We start from the raw sequence: 19,555 nt of genomic DNA, 5'->3' as shown, positions 1-19,555 counted from the left end.
GATATTTGGGGCCAAGATGAGGGAGAGAAGGCAGTCCGTAACCTGTTTCATTCTCCCAACAAAAAGGTAGGAGAGCGTTGGTCAGTTACGATAGACGACAATGGGACTCCCCGAGAGGCTGAGTTGGAGTTAACCTTTGTTGCAAAACAAAGGGATGGAAGTATTGTTCATTGCTATTGCCTTTTCCTTTCAGGAGAGAGCCGTCCCCTTCTCGTATACTGTTATGCAGATCACCCTTTTAGACTTGAAGATGAGCTCTATCCCATTGGCGGGACTTTTACTGGCATAGGATGGTGTGATGTCCCACTGAAGGATGCAAATATTGATGGGTATCGAGGCTATGTAGCTCCGGACGGTACAGTCTACGAAACTGATTGGTGGAAGAGAAATCCTTTTCATGATATCGGTATAGATGGTGTATATCATCGTCCGTTGGCTTTGCCGGTTGTTCAGAACCCAGAGGGATGGTACCGCTATGATCGCCTGTCTGGAGTCGCAGTCAGCGAAGTTTCGGGACAATTGTATTTGTACGGCATGGATGGGCGATTGGTCCGTATGGGTTATGGTCAGGTTTCTACCTTGGGCCTTCCGACTGGCATATATGTCTTGAAGTCAATGGATAACCCCCATCGCTATGCAAAAATATTGGTTGAATAGGGCAATGAAGCGAAAATTATGAATAGATACAGATTTATTATTCTCCTACTGGGTTGCTTGTGTTGTTTTTGGGTGATTGACCCGGCACATTCCCAGCAACCTGAGGAGCATTTCTCTTGTGAAATAGAGGGATCTAATTCTGATATTCTACACTCTTCTGCATTGTTGAGATCGGGTACTTTTCCTGATGCATTGGCAGGACAGGCAGATATGAGTTTTGTTGGGAATAGAGAGATCCGAGTGGTATTTCATTTTGTAAACTCTATATCATCCCCCACTCCAAAAAATTTTAGAGCAGTTGCTCCTCCCGGCGAGATAGATGGATATGAATACAGCAGAAGAATTCTTGCTCTGGCAAATACCGGAGATAATGCTACTATGAATCTCCCTTTGGGGAATCAGACCCCGGTATTACCTCCACGCTACCGTTTAGTTTTGTCAGGAGTTTATTTTCATGAAGAAGATAACCCTGACGGAGGTTTTTTTGGCAAATATGATGTTTGTTCAGGGGAGGTCGTTAATGTATATTTTGTTCCCAGAAAAGGGAAGAATAATCGTACTGGGGTTGCTAATATGGAGGGGCCTTATCGTCGTGCACATATTTATGGTGCATATGAGCGATATGCTTCCGATCTCCCGTTTGAGCAAATGGGAGAGAAGGTGTATGGTTATGCAGTCTATGCTTGGGCCCTTATGCATGAGGTTGGGCATAATTTGGGATTACATCATACAGTTCTTTATTCCGGAGGACAAAAGCCTCCGAAATTTGACCAATATGGGAATGTGATAGAGATAGAGGATTATTGTGAGGATACCCCAACTTGGCGAGAAGTTGTGCAATCCTGTGATACTATCGGGTTGGATAAGTGGGCTCCTCCTTTTGGTAGCTGTGCCACAAACAATATGATGGATTACAATGGTTTTTTTGTTCTCACACCGGAACAGATTAATCGAATTCACTATGGATTGCAGACGATAACAAAAAGTTATTTGACAACTTCCTTCAAGACAGAGCATAAGGAGTTTGGCAGTACGGATGGCCCCAGTAATACTGTTGTATCAAAGAAAATTACCATTCCTCGCGGAGCTTCGATTTCCGTGGGAAAGGGAGAAAATTTGATTTTGAATGCAAGGGAAGTGGAGATAAATGGAGCGATTGATATCGGGGAAGGAGGGTGGTTTGAAATACAACCATCACCTATATCCTCGAAATGATTAAATCAGTCTGTATGGCGGTGCATTAGAATACGCAAACTGCTGTGTTACTTGCGACATCCGGCTTCGGTTACGTACTTTCACGGTATGCCTCCTTTAGCCCCAGTCTTAGTACCTTGCATCTTGCGTATTCTGACGCACCCAAACAGGGCTGTGGCAAAGCTGATTTTGCCACAGCCCTGTTTTTTTAGTCGTTGAGACTCTTGCTTTACACCGCACTCGCTGCGTTATTTTTCTACATTCGGGCTTAATCATGACAAGTACATTTTCTGAACTCTCAGTCTCAAATCCGGACAGAGAGTAGGAGAGGAGCGAGTTGTAAATTATAGTTTAATTGAGAGGCCTATTTGTACCCCTCAAAGACGGGTTTTTTAGGGGGAAAATAGGGCAGTGGATACCTATTGAAAAATATCTGGGGAGGGAGCGAAAATTCTCTCCTGAGAGAATTTTTGTTTTCTCCTGTGTTAGCAAAATTTCTCTGAGGAGAGAAATTTGACCCCCTCAGAATGCCGATGAATAGGGCATTTCGGAGAGGCTGTTTTTGACCCTTTTGGAGGATCTGTTCGTTAGTCTTGGTGGAGAGAACTCATGCTTGCCTATCTTAGATTATCTTTGTGGATATTAACAGCCGAGTCGAGCAATCGGCTTCGGCATATAGAGACCTGATCATTTATGCATCACTTAGTAACGATAGATCGGTTGAGTGCTGCCGATATAGAGCGGATCCTGGATCGAGCACGTTTGTTTGAAGCGAATCCCAATCGGTCGCTACTTGAGGGAAAGGTAGTAGCCACACTTTTTTTTGAACCCTCCACTCGTACCCGACTTAGTTTTGAGACGGCTGTCAATCGCTTGGGAGGCCGGGTCATCGGTTTCTCGGATGCCAGTTCGTCCAGTACATCCAAGGGAGAGAGTCTCAAGGATACTATTTCTATGGTGTCTAACTATGCCGATTTGATTATTATGCGGCACTTTCTGGAAGGAGCAGCTTTCTATGCCAGTGAGCTGAACCGGGCTCCGATCGTCAATGCCGGTGATGGGGCTAATCAACACCCCTCACAGACCTTGTTGGATCTCTATACGATTCGCCAAACACAGGGCACGCTTTACGACCACACTGTGGTGATGGTGGGAGATCTAAAGTATGGCCGCACGATCCATTCCCTGATTTCCGGCTTGTCTTCATACAGACCGCATTTCATCTTCGTGGCTCCGGAAGAATTGGCTTTGCCGGAGGAGTATCGCGAGTATTGCCGGCAGCACGATCTCCCTTTCGAAGAGACAGACCAGTTTACCCCCGAATTGATAGCCAAGGCCGATATTCTCTATATGACACGTGTGCAGCGTGAACGTTTTGTAGACATGGAAGAGTACGAGAGGGTAAAAGATGTCTATACCCTTACGGCCGATATGCTCCATTTGGCCAAACCTCATATGCGAGTGTTGCATCCCCTGCCGAGGGTCAATGAGATAGCGACCGATGTCGATGATACCCCTCATGCCTACTATGTACAGCAGGCTCGGAATGGGCTTTTCGTGCGGCAGAGTATTATATGCGAAGTGCTGGGCATCGAAGTAAACAACTAATAGCTACCCGACATAGCAATGAAAAAAGAAAAATTTTTGGTCGCAGCCATTCAGAATGGTACTGTGATCGATCATATCCCTACCGAAAAGCTCTTTTCGGTGGCTGCCATGCTCAGGCTGCACGAGATTGCTACACCGGTCACGTTGGGCAATAATTTGCCGAGTGCTACACTGGGCTCGAAAGGAGTGATCAAGATTTCTGACCGGTTTTTTAGCGAAGAGGAGCTTAGTCGTATCGCTATCTTGGCCCCGAATGTACATCTGAATGTGATACGGGAATTTGAGGTGGTGGAGAAACGTCCGATCCCATTGCCGGAGAATATAGTAGGTCTGGTACGTTGCCCCAATAGCAAGTGTATTACCAACCACGAACCTATGCGCACGCACTTCCTTGTTGTCGACTCCGATACTGAGATTTTGCAGTGTAAGTATTGTGGTCGTAAGATTCATCCGTCACAGATAGAATTATTATGAGTAGACAGGATTGGAAGCCGGGTACATTGCTCTATCCTCTCCCGGCTGCCTTGGTTAGCTGCGGAGACAGCCCGGAGAATTACAATTTGATCACGGTCTCTTGGACTGGTACGATATGCAGCACTCCTCCCATGTGCTATATCAGTGTTCGCAAGGAGCGTCATTCTCATGCGATCCTTTCAGCAACGGGAGAGTTTGGATTAAATCTTACCAATCGAGCTATGGCCAAGGCTACGGATTGGTGTGGAGTGCGTTCCGGAAAAGACTATGACAAGTTTGCTGAGACCGGTCTTCAGCCGGAAAAGGGTAAGCTGATTTCAGCCCCTCTTGTGGCTGAGAGCCCGTTGAGTCTGGAATGTAAGATCCGGCAGGTACTGGAGCTGGGCAGCCATGATATGTTTTTGGCCGATGTGGTGAATGTGAGAGTCGATCCCCGTTACTTAGACCCCGAGAGCGGAGCTTTCGATATGCAGGCTGCAGATTTGCTGGTTTATGCCCATGGCGAATATTTTGCTTTGGGGGATTTTATCGGTTACTTCGGCTGGTCTGTGAAAAAAACTCCCGGAGCTCCACAGCGCAGATACGGGCGCAAAGGATGATGCCTCCGCCTTGCTGAGAGCAAGGATTTGCAGGGAAGAATGAACCTTTATCAGGTGTATATTGTATTGTATTGAGATTAATTAAGAGTTTACTTGGAAGATGAATAGAAATCGTATAGTTGTTTTAGTGCTTGTTCTGTTCCTGCTATTGCTTGGAATATCTACCTATATGAGCTATAACAGGATGGTCGATTTGCAAGAAAAGGTAGAGAGGGATTGGTCTCAAGTGCAAAATGTATATCAGCGACGTGCCGACTTGATCGTCAATTTGGCCAAGGTTGTTAAGTCTTATGCTACTCATGAGCAGGAAACACTCCGTCAGGTGACAGAGGCGAGAGCTTCCGCCACAGCAATGACAGTCGATGCCTCCAATCTCACACCGGAAGCCTTGATGCAGTTTCAGGCTGCGCAGGATGGTCTCTCTCAGGCTCTGGGGCGATTGATGGTGATACGAGAGAATTACCCCACATTGAAAGCCGATGCACAGTACAATACATTGATGATTCAACTGGAAGGCACAGAGAACCGGATCACAGTCGAGCGCAAGCGTTTCAACGAAACAGCACAAACCTATAACACGGCAATACGTCGTTTCCCCACTACAATCATCGCTTCTATGTTCGGGTTTGAAAAGCGTCCGTACTTTGAGGCAAAGACCGGCACTGATGTAGCCCCGGACTTAGATTTGTAACCTTGCTTCTCTTTTCTTTTACTTCTATGTTGTTTGCCCCTTCGGGTGACCTCTGTTGTCATACCTTCTCTCGGTTGCGTTTCCTCTTATTGACTTGTCTTTTTGTTTGGGTAAGTCTATTCTCTCTTTCGGCCGGCATACAGCCCTCGCAGGTGCCGAATGTACAGCTATCGGAGAGAAATCGCCATGTGGTCGATATGTCCGGTACGCTTTCTGCAGGAGAGTTTGCACAGCTGGATAGAGCTTGTGTCGCCCTTCGAGAGACCTATGGTCTGGAAGTGGCTGTCGTATTACTTGATGCGATAGATCATGAGAATTATACAATCAATACGTTCTCCAATGAGCTTTATCAACTTTGGAAGCTTGGCAGTAGAGAAGATGATTTTGGTTTATTGATTGTATCGGAGATGAAGGGGGAGAATGGCACACGAGATTTTCGCATAGAGACCGGATATGGAGCCGAGCCTTATATCCCCGATGCTCTGGCGATGCGTATTGCCAGGTCTGAGATTTTCCCACGTTTCAGAGAAGGGCGTGTGACTGAGGGGCTTTTGGCCGGTTTGAATGCCATAGATGCCGAGCTATCGAGAGTCGGTTACCAGAAAGGGCAAGACAGGAAGCAAACTCTTTCCTCAAACTCAGTAGAAGGCGCAGCTTATTTGAATGGATCCATTGCCCTTGCGGTATATCTCTTGCTATCTCTCTTGCTTTATATACGTTCAATCTCTATTGTCAAGCAATTCTCGATGGCACAGATTGGCCGGAGAAATTCTTTGACCTTGTTTCGAGCCTCAGCCGTATCTCCAGATGTTTTCCTGTTTTTCTTGCCGGCTTGGCCTTTTTACTTGTATTGGTACAAGAAGAAGGAAAAAGAATTGATGTCTTTGGCTATTTCCTGCCCCCATTGTGGGGCGCAAGGAAGCTCGGATAGCTCGGCTGTGGTATTGGATGAAGGGCAGATTCGGGAGAAAGCTCTTGGAACAGCCGGTCACAGAACTTTTCACTGCAATACCTGCGGATATAGTGCAGTGGAAAGTATCCCAATAAGCAGGGAGGTCGAGCGTTGCCCCAGTTGTCATTATTACACAGCTTTGCCGGTGAGATCTCGAGTACAAGATGATAGTAAAGCTCGAATGTCTGCTTCTGTGCGAAAGATGCGTTGCGAGCATTGCTTCTATGAATATGAGCGGACTGTTTCCTCTCAGGGCCGGACAGAAGTCAAGTCTTTTGCAGGAGGCTTTTGGGGCGGTTTTGTTTACATCCTTATTGCCATATTACAGGCCTTGATGTTGGGAGGCAGAGGAGGACGAGGTGGAGGCTCTGGCTCGTCTGGTCGAGGAGGCTGGGGTGGCGGTTCTTCCGGTGGCGGTGGATTTTCTGATAAATGGTGATCGTTTCTGTTGAATACAGCAGCAAAGACGTACTATACCTAAAAAAATACCCCTGAGAGTTTAGAAGAAAACTCTCAGGGGTATTTCTTTTTCGGCTCTTCTCACCTACTTCTTTCGAATGAAGGTAATGCTGGATTTGCCTTCTGGCCCATCGCCGGTGAGTACTAGTACATCTCCAGATAAACTGTAATTCGTGGCCATTTCAAGGCAAGAAAAGAGTGCAAATTCGTAGGATATTTTGTCACATCCCACTTTGGTGGAAACGATTTCCCCGAACTTGATTTTTCCTTCCTTTATTTCTTTTGTGTCTAGGTTGCAAGAGAAACGATTGCAAATACCGATCCCTCCGGCTATTTTTTTCTTGGCTTCGATATTCAGGGTAAGCTGGTCGTGAACAGGCTCTATAGCTTCACCATTCATATTGACTACCTGCCAATTCCCATCAATCTTTTGGTCACAAGATTTACGGCATCCACATTGGGTAGTCAGTAAGATTGTTGTCAGCAGAAGCAGAGACAGTGATACGATTTTTTTCATGTTCATAAGATTGTCGTTATTATGGTTAGTCGATGTTGATGTGTTCGGCCTTGATGTCGTCCGAGAGAAAAACGGAGGCTAAGTCTTTGAATTTGTCGCAGCTCTCCGTTGTTAGATAACGAATACTGCCGTTTCGGCTCAATCGCTTATCCATCTCCGGGTGTCGCTCCAGATAGTCGGTCAGAGACTTGGCTACGATCTCTCCTTGAGGTACTAGCTTTATCGTGGGGGTAAGCAGTCGCTTCATCTTTGGGATTAGGAGGGGATAGTGAGTACAGCCAAGTATGATGGTGTCTATAGAATCGTCCTTGGCAATGAGCTGTTCCAGATGTTTGCGTACAAAGTAGTCGGCTCCAGGGCTTTCGCTTTCTCCTGTCTCCACCAGAGGAACCCACAGGGGGCAGGCTTCTTCGGTCACTTTTACATCGGGGAATAGTTTGTTGATTTCTATTTGGTAGGAATGAGAGGATACAGTCCCTTGTGTAGCCAATACGCCTACGTGTCCGCCCACGGATAGTTTTTCGATAACCTCTACAGTGGGGCGAATTACCCCAAGTACTCTGCGACTGGAATCTCCAGATTGTGGCAAATCCAGCTGCTGTATAGTTCGAAGAGCTTTGGCAGAGGCTGTGTTGCAAGCCAGAATTACTAGGGGACAACCGAGATCGAAGAGCGTATCCACTGCTTGTTTGGTGAATTTGTACACCACCTCACAGGAGCGACTCCCATATGGGGAACGTGCATTATCGCCCAAATAAACGTAGTCATATTCCGGCAGCAACTTGCGTATTTCGTTGAGGATCGTCAGGCCACCGTAGCCGGAATCGAATATGCCGATAGGAGTCTTATTCATAGATTGAAGTATATACTGAGAATTCGTTGTTTGTTGTTTTGGTATTTTCCCCCAAAGATACAACATAATTTGCTCCTTCGAGGGTCTCGTTCATCTAGATATGGAGGAGCAATGCCGGAAAAGGTTCCCCAATGTTTCGCATTGCTTCGTTATCTCTAAGAGTGGTTTGCCAGCTTGTTCCCCACTTGTTTATTTGTTTCCTTTGCAGAGCGTAAGAGATTTGTGTAGTATTTAGTTCGGTCAGTCTTTTTATTCTAACTGATGACCGTATCCTCTCAGCAAGTATATATAAGCAGTTTTTATATTCTCCGTTATGAACACTAATTTTTCTATTTCCTCAGATTTCCCGAATGGTAGTGGCGCATATGACTTCGATTTTCGTGTGTACACATTCAAGGAATTGGCCTCTATCTATTACCCTGATTCATCACCCTGCCAGGCCAGTCGCAATTTGTCTCGATTTATTCATGGAGATCCGGCTTTGCTTGCCGAATTAGAGGCATGTGGCCTTTACAAAGGCAAGCATCATTTGTCGCCACGTATGGTCAGTTGCATTGTTCGTTATATGGGTGTGCCGGCGGAATTTTATAGATGTATGAAGAACTTGTATGGTCGTTGAATAATTCCTTTTCGAGTAGTCTTCAATAGCCGTTTTGATGCAGTCGAGAGGAAAACAATAGGAGTATTGGACTTATTTACGAACCTGCTATCGAAGGAGCTATTTCAGCTACCTTTGCGAAAGTAAAAGCAGTGAAATATGGGTACAGCCAAATCTGAACAGGACAAATACAAATCCTACACAGCCGCAATGGGGCGACTTGAAGAGATCGTACAGCGAATAGAGCATCAAAGCCCTGATGTAGACGAACTGACTGCTTTGGTGGCAGAAGCTGTAGATATCGTCAAATATTGTCGCAATAAACTGACTTCCGCGGATAAGAAATTGGAAGAACTGATTTCTAAATTGGAGTAGGAGAGGGTTATATAATGGGGAAGTGGAAGACCACTATGCCGGTCTATGCCGTCATTACAGCAGCAGGTAAGGGATTGCGTATGGGAGGAGACTTGCCCAAGCAGTTTCTCTCTGTTGATGGACGGAGTATATTGAGCCGTACGATAGATTGTTTCGCTCCTTACGCAGATGAGATCGTTGTTACACTGAACAAGGAAGCTTTGGCTCTTTGGGAGTCGATTGTTTCTGAGGAGTCGGGTGCTGTGCCTACTCACCGTATTGTGATTGGAGGCGAGACTCGCTTCCAATCGATCAAAAATGCTTTGCAAACAATTCCAGACGAAGCTCTGGTTGCAATTCACGATGGAGTGAGGCCTTATGTTGCTCCTGTTACGATAGAAAACTGTTTGTTGGCAGCACAGTCGGCCAATGCTGCCATACCAGTACAGCCTGTAGTTGAAAGTTTGCGCTTACTCGAACCGGACGGAAAAAGTCGGGCTGTGGATCGATCCTGTTATGTGAGTGTGCAGACCCCTCAATGCTTTTGGGCAGATCGGATCAAAAAGGCTTATTGCTGCCCATATCGCAGCGATTTTACCGATGATGCATCGGTCTACGAGGCTCTGTATGGAGTTGGAAGTGTAGTCGTCGTCGAGGGCAATTGGCAGAATATCAAAATTACCCGGCCTGGGGATTTACTTTTCAGGCCGTGGGTGAAAGATCGGTGAAAGAAAAACAATACACTTTTCAGTGTATCATTACCAGTCGGATCCCTTGCTGATTGGGAGCTTCCCAAACGAAACCGATATGCCGAGAAAGGATCCCCTCTGCCAATAGCAAGGTTCGTAGTCGGTTGGCTCTCTGGTTGAGAAAACTGTCCGTTTGCTTACCATTGGATTTGATGAGAATAAAGTTGCAGCGAGCTTGCCGGTATGCCAAGCCTATCACAGCAATCATTTGGCGAGAATCTTCCGATGGTTCGATGTCTTTATCGGAAGTATAGGTAATATCTTCCACCCATTGGCGAGCCACTGGTTTTAGGAAACTTCCATAAGGTATTTCTTGCTCTTTTTCTTCATAGGGGAGGTCATTGCTTCGTCTGTAAATCATTTCGTTGAAAAGCACACGTATAGACTGGCTAATCTCAGCTCTTATACTATCTTTTTTCAGATTACTTGGTAGTTGCTTTTCTACGATTTGGTCGAGCAATTGCAAAACTTGACTTTCGTAAAGCATCAGTGAATGTGATGGGACAACAGTTTGTGTTTGGGTTCGTTGCTCGGTTTTTTTTCTCCGTTTTGTCTTTTGTTGGCACTCGGCTTGTGTTGGGAAAAGGAACAAGGCTCCCAGCAGTAAAATCCAGAGAAAAGATTTGTCAGTCAAGCGTATATAATTCTTCATGTGGCAAATTTAGTCATTCGCCCTCATTCTCTCCTTCTCATAAGAGGAGTTTTTTGTAACTCTCATGTAGCTCTATTGGGGTCGGTTCCTTGTTTTCTTACGAAGAAGCAGGAGGGAAAAGAGGGGTGAGGAGCTTTTTGTACCTTTAAGGCGGTAAAATTGAAAACGATATAATGGAAGCACTCATAAATCCTCCTATCGAGCAGGTGGAGGTATATATAGCCAACCTTGATTTGTACAAGAAGATCCCATTGGGGTTACCTCTGAAAAATATCGCAGATGAGTTTGAGGAACAATTAGGATTTAAGCCGATCAATGTACAGGTCAATCACCGTACACAGGAGCTCACGTGGCGTTGCTACCATTCTGTGGACATTGAGTTTGTGGGCATATCCAAGGAAAGTGGTATGCGCACTTACGAGCGTACGCTCTCATTTGTTATGGCTAAGGCATTGAATGATCTTATGCCCTCGGCCAAGCTCTATATTGAGCATGCACTCTCCAAAGGTTACTATTGTCGCATTGACACAGAGCAGAAGATCACCGAAGAGGCTATCGAGCGCCTGAAAACAAAAATGTGGAGTCTTATAGAGCGAGATTTGCCATTTCGCCTTAAGACAGAGCGTACCGAGCGTGTTGCAGCGATATTTAGAGAGAGGGGATTGATAGACAAGGCCGAATTGATAGAATCTACTGGTGATCCTTATACTTCCTATCACGAATTGGACGGTTATCCCAACTATTTCTACGGCTGTTTGGCTCCAAGTACAGGCTACATACATCTCTTTGATCTTATCCCATGGATGGATGATGGTTTGCTGCTGCAGGTTCCACGTCGGGATGACACTAGTATGTTGCAGCAACCAGTGCCTCAGCCAATGATGAAAGATGTTATCCATAAGCATGACAAGCTGCTGGATATGACTCATTGTAAGTATGTGGGAAGTCTTAATGGAGTTATAGATAGAGGGCGGACGGCCACGTTGGTGCAAGTTTCCGAAGCAATGCAGGAAAAAGAGATTGCGGGTATAGCTGCCGATATAGCCAAGCGTTACCAGTCTGGTGTGCGTGTGATACTTATTTCCGGTCCTTCCTCTTCGGGTAAAACCACTTTTTGCAAAAGACTGCAAATCCAGCTGATTACAAACTACATTCGCCCTCACGGCCTTTCTCTGGACGACTATTTTGTTGATCGCGATAAAACTCCGAGAGATGAAAGAGGAGAGTATGATTTTGAGGATATTCATGCCTTAGATTTGGAACTTTTAGGCCAGCATATCTCTCAAATCCTTTCGGGAGAGGAAGTCTCTTTGCCTTCTTTTGACTTTACTACTGGCAAGCGAGTCTATCGTGGCAATACCATACAGATCAAAGACGGAGATCTGTTGGTAATGGAAGGAATTCATGCCCTCAATCCGGAGTTGCTCCCCTCGATACCTTCTTCTGCCACTTACAAGATTTACGTGAGTGCCCTTACGAATATCGCACTCGATGCGCACAACAGGATCCCTAGTACAGACAATCGTCTTTTACGACGTATCGTGAGGGATTATAAGTACCGGGCCTATTCGGCCATTGACACAATACGTCGCTGGCCTTCGGTGAGGGCGGGGGAGGAGAAGTGGGTTTTCCCATATCAGGAGAATGCGCATGTGATGTTTAATAGTGCCATGGTCTACGAATTAGCTGTACTCAAGCCCTTGGCAGAGCAAATCCTTCGTCAGGTACCACGCAATGTGCCGGAGTTTGTCGAGGCTACCAGGCTTCTTCGTTTCTTATCCTATTTCCACTATCTACCTATGCAAATATTGCCGGATGACTCTCTCTTGAGGGAGTTTGTCGGCGGAAGTATATTCGATTACTAACCCTCGTATCTTCAGCCCCATGAGCAAAAAGAATAGGAGAGATCGGCTTGGTGTCGTGTATAGCACAGCTGATAATTATGGCTATTGCTACGAGGAGGAAGAAATTCTTGATACTCTTCCGGCCGATGAGCAGAAACTACGGGTTTCATTGGATAAAAAGCAGCGCAAGGGGAAAGAAGTTACCCTCGTGAGTGGTTTTGTGGGCACAGACGATGATTTGCAGGAATTGGGGCGCAAGCTCAGGCAGTCTTGTGGTGTGGGCGGCTCGGCTAAGGATGGGCAAATTTTGGTACAGGGAGACCAACGACAGAAAGTTGCAGATCTCCTATCTCGTCTTGGGTATAAGTTGGTTAAAGTAATTTGAGGGCTCTATTCTCTCTTTTTTTTCGAGTAAAAGTAAGTCGTATTACGCGAAGCTGTGTCAGAATGCAAAATCTGGCACAGCTTTTTTATATACTCGTCTTATTTCATTCTTTATTGAATCGTATTTACCTTTGCGAGGCCTTTTTGTTTTTATACAACCCTAGATGTATCTGCAATGTGTCCATCTGTGAATTTTATGAAACCAATGAGTCGTACTTTTCTTTTTTGCCTATTATTATTCCTCCTGCTCTTTGCTCCATTTGGCAGTTTGGCACAGCAGAGAGGTAAGGTGAGCTTAAGCGGTTATATATCTGATGCTCAGACTGGAGAGACTCTCATCGGGGCGACGATTTTTCATCAGGCGTCAGCTACCGGTACTGTGAGTAATAATGCCGGCTTTTATAGTTTGGGTCTGACTCCGGGTGAGGTACGTATTTCTTTCTCTTATGTAGGGTATGCTCCTGTCGATACAACTATATCTTTGAATGCCAACCTACAGTTGGATATTCGTCTTTTCCCCGGTAAAGAATTGCAAGAAGTGGTTGTGACAGGGGATAAGAGGACTGAATTTGCCGGGTTGGAAACTGGGCGCACACGGCTCTCCATGGAAGATCTATCTCGCACTCCCAGTTTTGTGGGGGAGACTGACCTGATCAAATATGCTCAACTCTTACCTGGGATCGCCCGGGGGTATGAAGGATTCTCCGGTCTTGTAGTGCGCGGAGGAAACGAGGATGAGAATTTGTATCTCATAGATGGTAATCCATTATACAGCGTCAATCACCTTGGAGGCTTATTCTCTACATTTAATCCCGATGCTGTCAAGACAGCGAGTATTTACAAGGGAAGTTTTCCAGCTCGATTTGGGGGACGACTCAGTTCTGTATTAGATGTGCATACCAAGGATGGGCATATGAAAGAATATCATGGTTTGATGTCTATTGGCCTTATTTCTTCACGAGCCAATTTTGAAGGCCCTATCATCAGAAACCGAACTTCCTTCAGTGTCGCAGTTCGACGCACTTACGCAGATTTGATTCAACGCTTGTTTCCTCTGGAGCGTAAGCAAGAAACGGGGAAATCGGGAGACTTGCTGGTGACGAATACAGAGGTATCTAACCTGTATTATTTCTATGATTTCAATGTTAAAATCAATCATAAGATCAATAATAGCCATCGGCTTTTCCTTACGATTTATAGAGGTGATGATGTTTTTACTACCGAGGATATTAATTCTGAATCCTACCATAAGCCTAATGGCAACAAGGCTCAGTCTGCCTACACGAGGGAGGAGAGATTCTCATCTCTTTTTAAGTGGGGAAATCAGTTGGCCGCTTTGGGTTGGAATTGGGTTCTCTCTCCCGATCTTTTTGCTCATACCACGGCTTCCTATAGTCATTACCGATCGGATTTAAGCATGAATATGAAAACCAAGTCCAAGGATGGAGACAATCAGACAAGTAGCTCATTGGACTACAGCTTGGATAGCGGTATCAAAGATCTTCGTTTGACTTCGGATTTTGAATTTCGTCGCTGGTCTCGGCAATATATCCGGTTTGGAGGGGGAATTAGCCAGCATTTTTTCTATCCTAATGTTGAGAAAATACAGACTCTTGGCTTTCAGGATATGGAAAATGCTCCCTTGTTGGGATTGAAGCGAGGAGAGCGGATCGATGCACGAGAGTACTCTTTTTATGCCGAAGATGAGATTATCCTTACGCATTCTTTATCTGCCAACATAGGAGGTCGTTTGTCTTTACTATCAGTGAAAGACAAACTCTATTTCAGCCCGGAACCGAGACTTTCGTTGAGACAGCAAATGTCTGACAATTGGAGCATCAAGGCTTCTTATGCCGAGATGAGCCAATACGCTCGCTTGCTTCAGGGAGGATTTTTGTCTATGCCAACAGACCTATGGGTTCCTTCTACAGACAGAATTCCTCCGATGAGATCGTATCAGGGATCCTTAGGGTTGTATTGGCAGAAGAATAGCTACGAGGCCTCTCTTGAGGGGTATTACAAGTATATGTCCAACTTTCTGGCTTACCGTGACGGGGATGGAGTTTTCCTCGGGCAAGGTGACTGGCGAGATCGGGTGGCTCTGGGCAATGGACGAGCCTATGGAGCTGAATTGTTGTTGCGTAAGAATACCGGTCGTCTCTCCGGCTGGCTCTCTTATACCCTTTCTTGGGCGGATCGTATCTTCCCTGGAAAAGAGGTGAACCTTGGCAATAGGTATTTCGATAAGTTCGACAACAGGCATCGGTTTAATGCCTGCTTGATCTATAAGCTTAGTCCCAAGGTCGATCTGTCGGCCGTTTGGGTCTTTTCTTCTGGCAACCGGGTAACGATTCCAGTTCAGGAGTACATAGATATCAATGGAAATGTTCAGCAGTATATTCGTGAGCGAAACAACTTCAAAATGCCGGACTATCATCGTCTTGATTTGGGCCTGAACATCTATCGCCCCAAAGCTTCGGGACGCATGGGTATTTGGAATATAAGTGTCTACAATGCTTATCAACACCACAATTCTTTTCTAATACTCAAGGTTAAGAAAGGAGATGATGGCAAGGTAAAAGCTGTTTCTATCAGTCCCTTTATTTTCAACCTATCTGTCTCTTATACCTTTAAGTTCTAATCCTATGAATACGATGAAACGTACAAGTATATCCAAGCTATTGTTTGCGGAAAAATTGTTTTTATTACTCCTCGTATGGAGCATGAGCAGTTGTATTATCAAGGATATTGACATCGATTTAAGTGAGGACCATCCCCATAGAGTCATTGTAAATGGAATATTGGAGGCTGGCAAATACCCGGAACTACTTGTTATGCACACCATGCGTAAGGATGACCCGGGTTCTTCCATGGCAGAAGGAGAGTTCCCTTTCCGTGTTTCTGAAGCTGAAGTGACTTTACATATAAATGGCCGATTGGTTGAAAAGAGAAAATTGGATTCAAGCAACGAGTTGAAAAAACAAGATACGTATATGCTGTCGTCACCTTCTCTCATTCAGCACAAACCTCTTTTTTACCGAGGACCGGATATCCTTAATCCTGGAGATCAAGTTAAAATAGAGGTGTCAGTACCTGGTTATCCTGATGCCAGAGTAAATCAAACGGTGCCCCTGAAAGCTAATCTGGAACCAGTGTCAGTATTGGAGATAAGAGACAAAAACAATTATTTCAAGCACTTCCAAAAAGATCCGGACGAGAAAGGTGATTACCGTTATTTGAGTTATTGTCTCCGGTACGAAGATCCCAAGCCTGCTGCTCTCCAATACTATGGTATCGCAGCCAGAATGTTCTGGCCGGAAGATCTGTCCGTAGAGTTTTATTCACCCATTTGGCCGGGTGTGGATCCTGTTTTCGGGAAGCGTTGTGTAGACTTTTTCCGTGGAGCTTATGGACGATATCGTTCTGTGGAGGCATACCCCTTGGTTATCCCTTATTTTTCCAACTACGATTTGCCATCGGGTTCTCGCAATTTATGTTTTCTCACACCTATTCTTCCGGAGGGTATGAGACATCGGTTTACCCTGTATACGATAGACGAAATGTATTTTCGCTATGCTTCAATGCATTACGGGCTTGAAGATTGGGTTGACAAGGGCGATTCTTCTCTTTTTGATCCTGATGATTCTTTCCTCGTCGAGAAAACACCTTCCCTCTCCAATGTGGAAGGAGGAAGCGGTTTGGTTTTGGCACGTACAGCAATGACAGTAGAATTATAGTAGAGCCTGTGCAATAATTCCTATGTGCCGTCTTGAAGGGACCGTTGATATATCCTAAAAAAAGGAAAGCCCTGAAAAGCGGCCTTCTTATGCCCTCTCCTCAATTAAATAGGAGCTCCTGGAAGGATCGAAAATCTCTTGAGAGAGCAAATGCTAACTTTTGTATTAGCAAAAGGTATCTCCTCAAGAGATGGTTTTAGCTTTCTCCTCACTGCATTCCTATCAATAGTCTCTCTTTCGCCCTGATTTTGATGAATGAAAATAGAAGACAGATTAATATTGGATTGATATATTTAGGATAAAAAATTTGTGTATATGCTCCTCGTTTACGATATTTGTATCGCAAAGGGGAGCTCAAAGAAATGAGTTACTCGTGTTGTTGGGCCTTGCTGCCTGTATCCGAGTAGGCATGGATATTGCCAATCGGGATCGATGAGATATTAGGTGATGCCTGTGTGTGTTAAAGGAACAAAGTACGAGACTAGATAAAGTTTTTTTGAGAAAGAAAGATTGAGAGAGTATTGTTTTAAAGGCCTATTCGAAACTATTTAGTTTTGATGCAGCACAATAAAGTGAAAAGGATATGATTAAAAAAACTGTATTTTTCCTGCTACTTATGGCCTCCGTTGTTGGGGTCTCAGCACAGAAGGTCGCTATCAAGAACAACCTTGCGTATGACCTGACTGCTACGCCAAACTTGTCTCTTGAGGTGGGCCTAAGCCCGAAGGTAACATTCGACTTGACGGGAGGATTCAACCCGTTCAAAATGAAAAAGGTACTTGATAATGACATGCAGTGGAGGCACTGGCTGATTCAGCCGGAGTTTAGATACTGGTTCTGTGAACGCTTCAATGGCACTTTTGTGGGTCTGCACGGTCTCGGTGGTCAGATGAACTTCGGTGGTATCCAATGGCCCTTGGGTTATCTGACATCCAACTACATCTGGGACAAGAACCCTGAGAAGAACGAGCACGGACAATTTGTTCCTGGCAAGGATCCAGATCCTTTTAAGGATGCAGACAAGTATCGCTATCAAGGCTGGTATGTTGGAGCAGGTCTGAGCGTTGGTTATCAGTGGATTTTGAGTAATCACTGGAACTTTGAGGCCAGTATCGGTGGTGGTTATGTGCACCTCTTCTATGACAAGAGTGAATGTAAGGATTGTGGCGCAAAGCTCTACCGCAATCAGGAGGCTGACTATTTTGGTCTGACACGTGCTACACTATCTATTGTGTACCTCTTCCGTTAAATGACACCAGTCCCGTATTTTCGGGAAGGAATGAAAGATTAACTACAAACAACAAAGGATATGAAACAACTGAAAATGATGCTGGTTGCATTCTTGGCTTTCAGTGCCGGTGCAGTAGCTCAGAATATCACATATAACAACATTACTGTCTCCAACGAAGAAGGAGTGGTGTCTCTGCATACAGAAGTAGATCTCTCTCAATTGGAATGCAAAAGTCAGCAGATGCTGCTCGTAACTCCGGTATTGGTAGCTCCCAATGGAATGCAGGAGAAAGCGTTTAAACCACTGGCTGTATGTGGAGCCAAGAGAGCAAAAGCTCTGAAGCGCCAGATTGCACTTCGCAATGCAAGAGAATCAGTGAAGGATGCTCAAATAGTAAGGCGTGAGAAAGGCAAAGGTCAGGCTGTTACCATGTACGACCGTATCCCTTACGAGCCGTGGATGGTCAATGCTAATTTGGTGGTACGCGAAGAGATGACCGGCTGTGCCGAGTGTCCTGTTGGAATGAATGAGCGTGACCTTGTAAAGCGTCCTCTCTTCGATCCTTCTAAGTGTAACTACCTGCTCTCTCCTGTATGTGAGCTGGGTGGTGAGCGCACCAGAGATGCTGTAGCCAAGGCCTACATTAACTTCATTGTAGACCGTTCAGAGATCAATCCTGATTACATGAACAACAAGGCTGAGTTGGCTAAGATCGATGAGTTGATCTCTAAGATTAAGAAAGACCGCAGCCTGTCTATCCAGAGCATGGAAATCGTGGGTAACGCTTCTCCCGAAGCACGTGTAGAATACAACCAAAAGTTGTCCGAGCGCAGAGCTAAGTCCTTGGCTACGTATCTGAAAGGAAAATATGGCGATGCAATCCCTGGTAATATCTCTACTAAGGGGAACGGTGAAGACTGGGCTACTGTGCGTGAAGAAGTACAGAACAGCGATCTTAAGAACCGTAATCAAATAATCGCTGTAATTGATGGCGACTATCCTAATGAAGATGCTCGTGACCAAGCTTTGGCTCAGCAAGCCAACTATGCTAAGGTGCTCAAGAACATCTTCCCGATGAGCCGCAGAAATGACGTGCAAATCCGATTCACTGCTAAGCCTTATTCAGTAGAAGAAGCTCGTGAGGTATACAAGGAAAATCCTCAACTCTTGAGCGAACCTGAAATCTACCGCTTGGCTATGGCTTATCCTGAAAATAGCATGGAGCGTACCAATATTTTGAGAAGAGCTGTAGAGGTTTATCCCAATAGTGCTGCTGCTCGTGTGAACCTTGCTGTAGAAGCTATTAACAAGGGTATGTCTAATGATGCCGTTAGCTTGCTTTTGCCAGTAGCTGGCCAGAAAGGTGTAAATGGTGTACTTGGTGTTGCTTATGCTCGTCTCGGTATGTATGACAAGGCTGCCGACTGCTTCAACAAGGCCGCTCAGGAAGGCGATGCAAACGCCAATAAAAATCTGGATATGCTCATGGGGCGATAAACCGCTCTCTTGATATTCCAAAATAGATAGATTTCGGATAAACCGAACCACCTCGCAACAGTGTATAACTGATTTGCGAGGTGGTTTTCTTTTTTGTGAAAGTTGCAAGTCTCTGTTTGGTGAGCTTCTTTCTTTTAGTCTGTTCTTAATCGCTTACCACTATCTGGAGACTACCGAGCTCTGTAGCTCTGGCTCAATATTATTACTTTCATTCAATTATGAAATATGTATCCCTTAGTCTCACCTCTCAGTGCTTCGCCATTGTTGTGTTCTACCGAGTTTAGTAGAGAGATTAGGCGATACGGAGCCACAAGATATTCGCCATTGCTATGTTTTATCAAGTCCAGTAGAGAGATTAAGCGATACGGCTCCACAAGGTGCTTCGCCATTACCATGTTCTTATCACGTCAGGCGAAGTCTGCTGAAGCAATCCTATTGAGTAGTTTGTGTAACTGACTCATCCGGCTTTTGTGTGTACTTTTGTATTCGCTTGTTGAGCCCTCTG

Annotated in this window: 20 protein-coding genes; 16 read left to right on the top strand and 4 right to left on the bottom strand. The window is 45.2% G+C overall.

What is annotated here, in order from left to right; translation table 11 throughout:
- From B5D48_RS09115 to B5D48_RS05800, 7 genes are all read left to right on the top strand, one after another.
- The coding region (locus B5D48_RS09115) for a hypothetical protein (RefSeq protein WP_200805329.1) at positions 1-657 on the top strand (657 nt) is incomplete at its 5' end.
- 18 nt (positions 658-675) lie between these two features.
- On the top strand, positions 676-1,872 hold the full coding sequence (locus B5D48_RS05825; RefSeq protein ID WP_023937291.1) for a zinc metalloprotease: 1,197 nt from the start codon (positions 676-678) through the stop codon (positions 1,870-1,872).
- Positions 1,873-2,544: 672 nt separating this feature from the next.
- The gene (pyrB, locus tag B5D48_RS05820) at positions 2,545-3,459 is read left to right on the top strand and encodes an aspartate carbamoyltransferase (RefSeq protein ID WP_023938370.1); all 915 of its coding nucleotides are present in this window, start codon (positions 2,545-2,547) and stop codon (positions 3,457-3,459) included.
- A gap of 18 nt (positions 3,460-3,477) precedes the next feature.
- Positions 3,478-3,933 (top strand): aspartate carbamoyltransferase regulatory subunit, encoded by a 456-nt coding sequence (locus tag B5D48_RS05815; RefSeq protein WP_023938368.1) that lies wholly within the window; start codon positions 3,478-3,480, stop codon positions 3,931-3,933.
- Positions 3,930-4,532, top strand: a complete 603-nt coding sequence (locus B5D48_RS05810) for a flavin reductase family protein (protein ID WP_023938366.1) — start codon at positions 3,930-3,932, stop codon at positions 4,530-4,532. Before B5D48_RS05815 ends, B5D48_RS05810 begins: the two co-directional genes overlap by 4 nt.
- Positions 4,533-4,632: 100 nt before the next feature.
- The gene (locus B5D48_RS05805) at positions 4,633-5,223 is read left to right on the top strand and encodes a LemA family protein (protein WP_023938364.1); all 591 of its coding nucleotides are present in this window, start codon (positions 4,633-4,635) and stop codon (positions 5,221-5,223) included.
- Between the two features lie 26 nt (positions 5,224-5,249).
- Positions 5,250-6,614: a TPM domain-containing protein gene (locus B5D48_RS05800; protein ID WP_023940378.1), complete on the top strand. Its 1,365-nt coding sequence runs from the start codon at positions 5,250-5,252 to the stop codon at positions 6,612-6,614.
- A gap of 105 nt (positions 6,615-6,719) precedes the next feature.
- Here B5D48_RS05800 and B5D48_RS05795 read toward each other — a convergent pair whose 3' ends face one another.
- Together B5D48_RS05795 and murI are read right to left on the bottom strand one after the other, a co-directional pair.
- Positions 6,720-7,157, bottom strand: a complete 438-nt coding sequence (locus B5D48_RS05795; protein WP_023935710.1) for an META domain-containing protein — start codon at positions 7,155-7,157, stop codon at positions 6,720-6,722.
- A gap of 19 nt (positions 7,158-7,176) precedes the next feature.
- Positions 7,177-8,004 carry a glutamate racemase gene (gene murI / locus B5D48_RS05790; RefSeq protein ID WP_042120075.1) on the bottom strand — a complete coding sequence of 276 codons (828 nt, stop codon included), beginning with the start codon at positions 8,002-8,004 and terminating at the stop codon, positions 7,177-7,179.
- 313 nt (positions 8,005-8,317) lie between these two features.
- On the opposite strand from murI, the gene B5D48_RS05785 reads away from it, so the two are divergent.
- The 3 genes from B5D48_RS05785 to B5D48_RS05775 all read left to right on the top strand — a co-directional run bounded on the left by B5D48_RS05785 (position 8,318) and on the right by B5D48_RS05775 (position 9,684).
- A complete protein-coding gene (locus B5D48_RS05785) occupies positions 8,318-8,623 on the top strand; it encodes a DUF4248 domain-containing protein (protein ID WP_023935713.1) in 306 nt (101 codons plus the stop codon).
- 138 nt (positions 8,624-8,761) lie between these two features.
- Positions 8,762-8,977, top strand: coding sequence for an exodeoxyribonuclease VII small subunit (xseB, locus tag B5D48_RS05780; RefSeq protein WP_023935715.1), 216 nt, complete (start codon positions 8,762-8,764; stop codon positions 8,975-8,977).
- Between the two features lie 14 nt (positions 8,978-8,991).
- Positions 8,992-9,684, top strand: coding sequence for an IspD/TarI family cytidylyltransferase (locus B5D48_RS05775; RefSeq protein WP_023935717.1), 693 nt, complete (start codon positions 8,992-8,994; stop codon positions 9,682-9,684).
- Positions 9,685-9,703: 19 nt separating this feature from the next.
- On the opposite strand, the gene B5D48_RS05770 is transcribed toward B5D48_RS05775, so the two are convergent.
- Entirely contained in the window at positions 9,704-10,357 is a 654-nt protein-coding gene (locus B5D48_RS05770) for a hypothetical protein (protein WP_023935719.1), read from the bottom strand.
- 173 nt (positions 10,358-10,530) lie between these two features.
- Here B5D48_RS05770 and B5D48_RS05765 point away from each other — a divergent pair, with 173 nt between their 5' ends.
- The 6 genes from B5D48_RS05765 (at position 10,531) to B5D48_RS05740 (ending at position 19,050) form a co-directional block, all read left to right on the top strand.
- On the top strand, positions 10,531-12,222 hold the full coding sequence (locus B5D48_RS05765; protein ID WP_023935723.1) for a nucleoside kinase: 1,692 nt from the start codon (positions 10,531-10,533) through the stop codon (positions 12,220-12,222).
- 19 nt (positions 12,223-12,241) lie between these two features.
- On the top strand, positions 12,242-12,586 hold the full coding sequence (locus tag B5D48_RS05760; protein ID WP_023935725.1) for a translation initiation factor: 345 nt from the start codon (positions 12,242-12,244) through the stop codon (positions 12,584-12,586).
- A gap of 204 nt (positions 12,587-12,790) precedes the next feature.
- Positions 12,791-15,226 (top strand): TonB-dependent receptor, encoded by a 2,436-nt coding sequence (locus B5D48_RS05755; RefSeq protein ID WP_158441701.1) that lies wholly within the window; start codon positions 12,791-12,793, stop codon positions 15,224-15,226.
- Positions 15,227-15,239: 13 nt separating this feature from the next.
- Positions 15,240-16,322, top strand: a complete 1,083-nt coding sequence (locus B5D48_RS05750) for a DUF4249 family protein (protein ID WP_036890283.1) — start codon at positions 15,240-15,242, stop codon at positions 16,320-16,322.
- A gap of 583 nt (positions 16,323-16,905) precedes the next feature.
- The gene (locus B5D48_RS05745; protein WP_042120076.1) at positions 16,906-17,571 is read left to right on the top strand and encodes a DUF3575 domain-containing protein; all 666 of its coding nucleotides are present in this window, start codon (positions 16,906-16,908) and stop codon (positions 17,569-17,571) included.
- A 60-nt stretch (positions 17,572-17,631) separates the two neighbouring features.
- On the top strand, positions 17,632-19,050 hold the full coding sequence (locus B5D48_RS05740; RefSeq protein ID WP_023935733.1) for a DUF3868 domain-containing protein: 1,419 nt from the start codon (positions 17,632-17,634) through the stop codon (positions 19,048-19,050).
- A gap of 212 nt (positions 19,051-19,262) precedes the next feature.
- Here the strand turns inward: B5D48_RS05740 and B5D48_RS09110 are convergent, their stop codons facing one another.
- Positions 19,263-19,439, bottom strand: a complete 177-nt coding sequence (locus B5D48_RS09110) for a hypothetical protein (protein ID WP_023935735.1) — start codon at positions 19,437-19,439, stop codon at positions 19,263-19,265.
- Between the last annotated feature and the right edge of the window lie 116 nt (positions 19,440-19,555).

The organism is Porphyromonas crevioricanis, assembly GCF_900167225.1.
In the GTDB taxonomy this organism is placed as follows: domain Bacteria; phylum Bacteroidota; class Bacteroidia; order Bacteroidales; family Porphyromonadaceae; genus Porphyromonas; species Porphyromonas crevioricanis.
Note: the sequence above shows the minus strand (reverse complement) of the source record. Positions and strands in the feature narration are given on the sequence as shown.

Excerpts from the sequence above, each read along its gene's own strand:
- B5D48_RS05750 (WP_036890283.1), top strand. The coding sequence starts at position 15,240 with ATGAAACGTACAAGTATATCCAAGCTATTGTTTGCGGAAAAATTGTTT.
- B5D48_RS05785 (WP_023935713.1), top strand. The coding sequence starts at position 8,318 with ATGAACACTAATTTTTCTATTTCCTCAGATTTCCCGAATGGTAGTGGC.
- B5D48_RS05815 (WP_023938368.1), top strand. The coding sequence starts at position 3,478 with ATGAAAAAAGAAAAATTTTTGGTCGCAGCCATTCAGAATGGTACTGTG.
- B5D48_RS05805 (WP_023938364.1), top strand. The coding sequence starts at position 4,633 with ATGAATAGAAATCGTATAGTTGTTTTAGTGCTTGTTCTGTTCCTGCTA.
- pyrB (WP_023938370.1), top strand. The coding sequence starts at position 2,545 with ATGCATCACTTAGTAACGATAGATCGGTTGAGTGCTGCCGATATAGAG.
- B5D48_RS05765 (WP_023935723.1), top strand. The coding sequence starts at position 10,531 with ATGGAAGCACTCATAAATCCTCCTATCGAGCAGGTGGAGGTATATATA.
- xseB (WP_023935715.1), top strand. The coding sequence starts at position 8,762 with ATGGGTACAGCCAAATCTGAACAGGACAAATACAAATCCTACACAGCC.
- B5D48_RS09110 (WP_023935735.1), bottom strand. The coding sequence starts at position 19,439 with ATGGCGAAGCACCTTGTGGAGCCGTATCGCTTAATCTCTCTACTGGAC.
- B5D48_RS05810 (WP_023938366.1), top strand. The coding sequence starts at position 3,930 with ATGAGTAGACAGGATTGGAAGCCGGGTACATTGCTCTATCCTCTCCCG.
- B5D48_RS05740 (WP_023935733.1), top strand. The coding sequence starts at position 17,632 with ATGAAACAACTGAAAATGATGCTGGTTGCATTCTTGGCTTTCAGTGCC.
- B5D48_RS05755 (WP_158441701.1), top strand. The coding sequence starts at position 12,791 with ATGAGTCGTACTTTTCTTTTTTGCCTATTATTATTCCTCCTGCTCTTT.
- B5D48_RS05800 (WP_023940378.1), top strand. The coding sequence starts at position 5,250 with ATGTTGTTTGCCCCTTCGGGTGACCTCTGTTGTCATACCTTCTCTCGG.
- murI (WP_042120075.1), bottom strand. The coding sequence starts at position 8,004 with ATGAATAAGACTCCTATCGGCATATTCGATTCCGGCTACGGTGGCCTG.
- B5D48_RS05775 (WP_023935717.1), top strand. The coding sequence starts at position 8,992 with ATGGGGAAGTGGAAGACCACTATGCCGGTCTATGCCGTCATTACAGCA.
- B5D48_RS05795 (WP_023935710.1), bottom strand. The coding sequence starts at position 7,157 with ATGAACATGAAAAAAATCGTATCACTGTCTCTGCTTCTGCTGACAACA.
- B5D48_RS05825 (WP_023937291.1), top strand. The coding sequence starts at position 676 with ATGAATAGATACAGATTTATTATTCTCCTACTGGGTTGCTTGTGTTGT.
- B5D48_RS05770 (WP_023935719.1), bottom strand. The coding sequence starts at position 10,357 with ATGAAGAATTATATACGCTTGACTGACAAATCTTTTCTCTGGATTTTA.
- B5D48_RS05745 (WP_042120076.1), top strand. The coding sequence starts at position 16,906 with ATGATTAAAAAAACTGTATTTTTCCTGCTACTTATGGCCTCCGTTGTT.
- B5D48_RS05760 (WP_023935725.1), top strand. The coding sequence starts at position 12,242 with ATGAGCAAAAAGAATAGGAGAGATCGGCTTGGTGTCGTGTATAGCACA.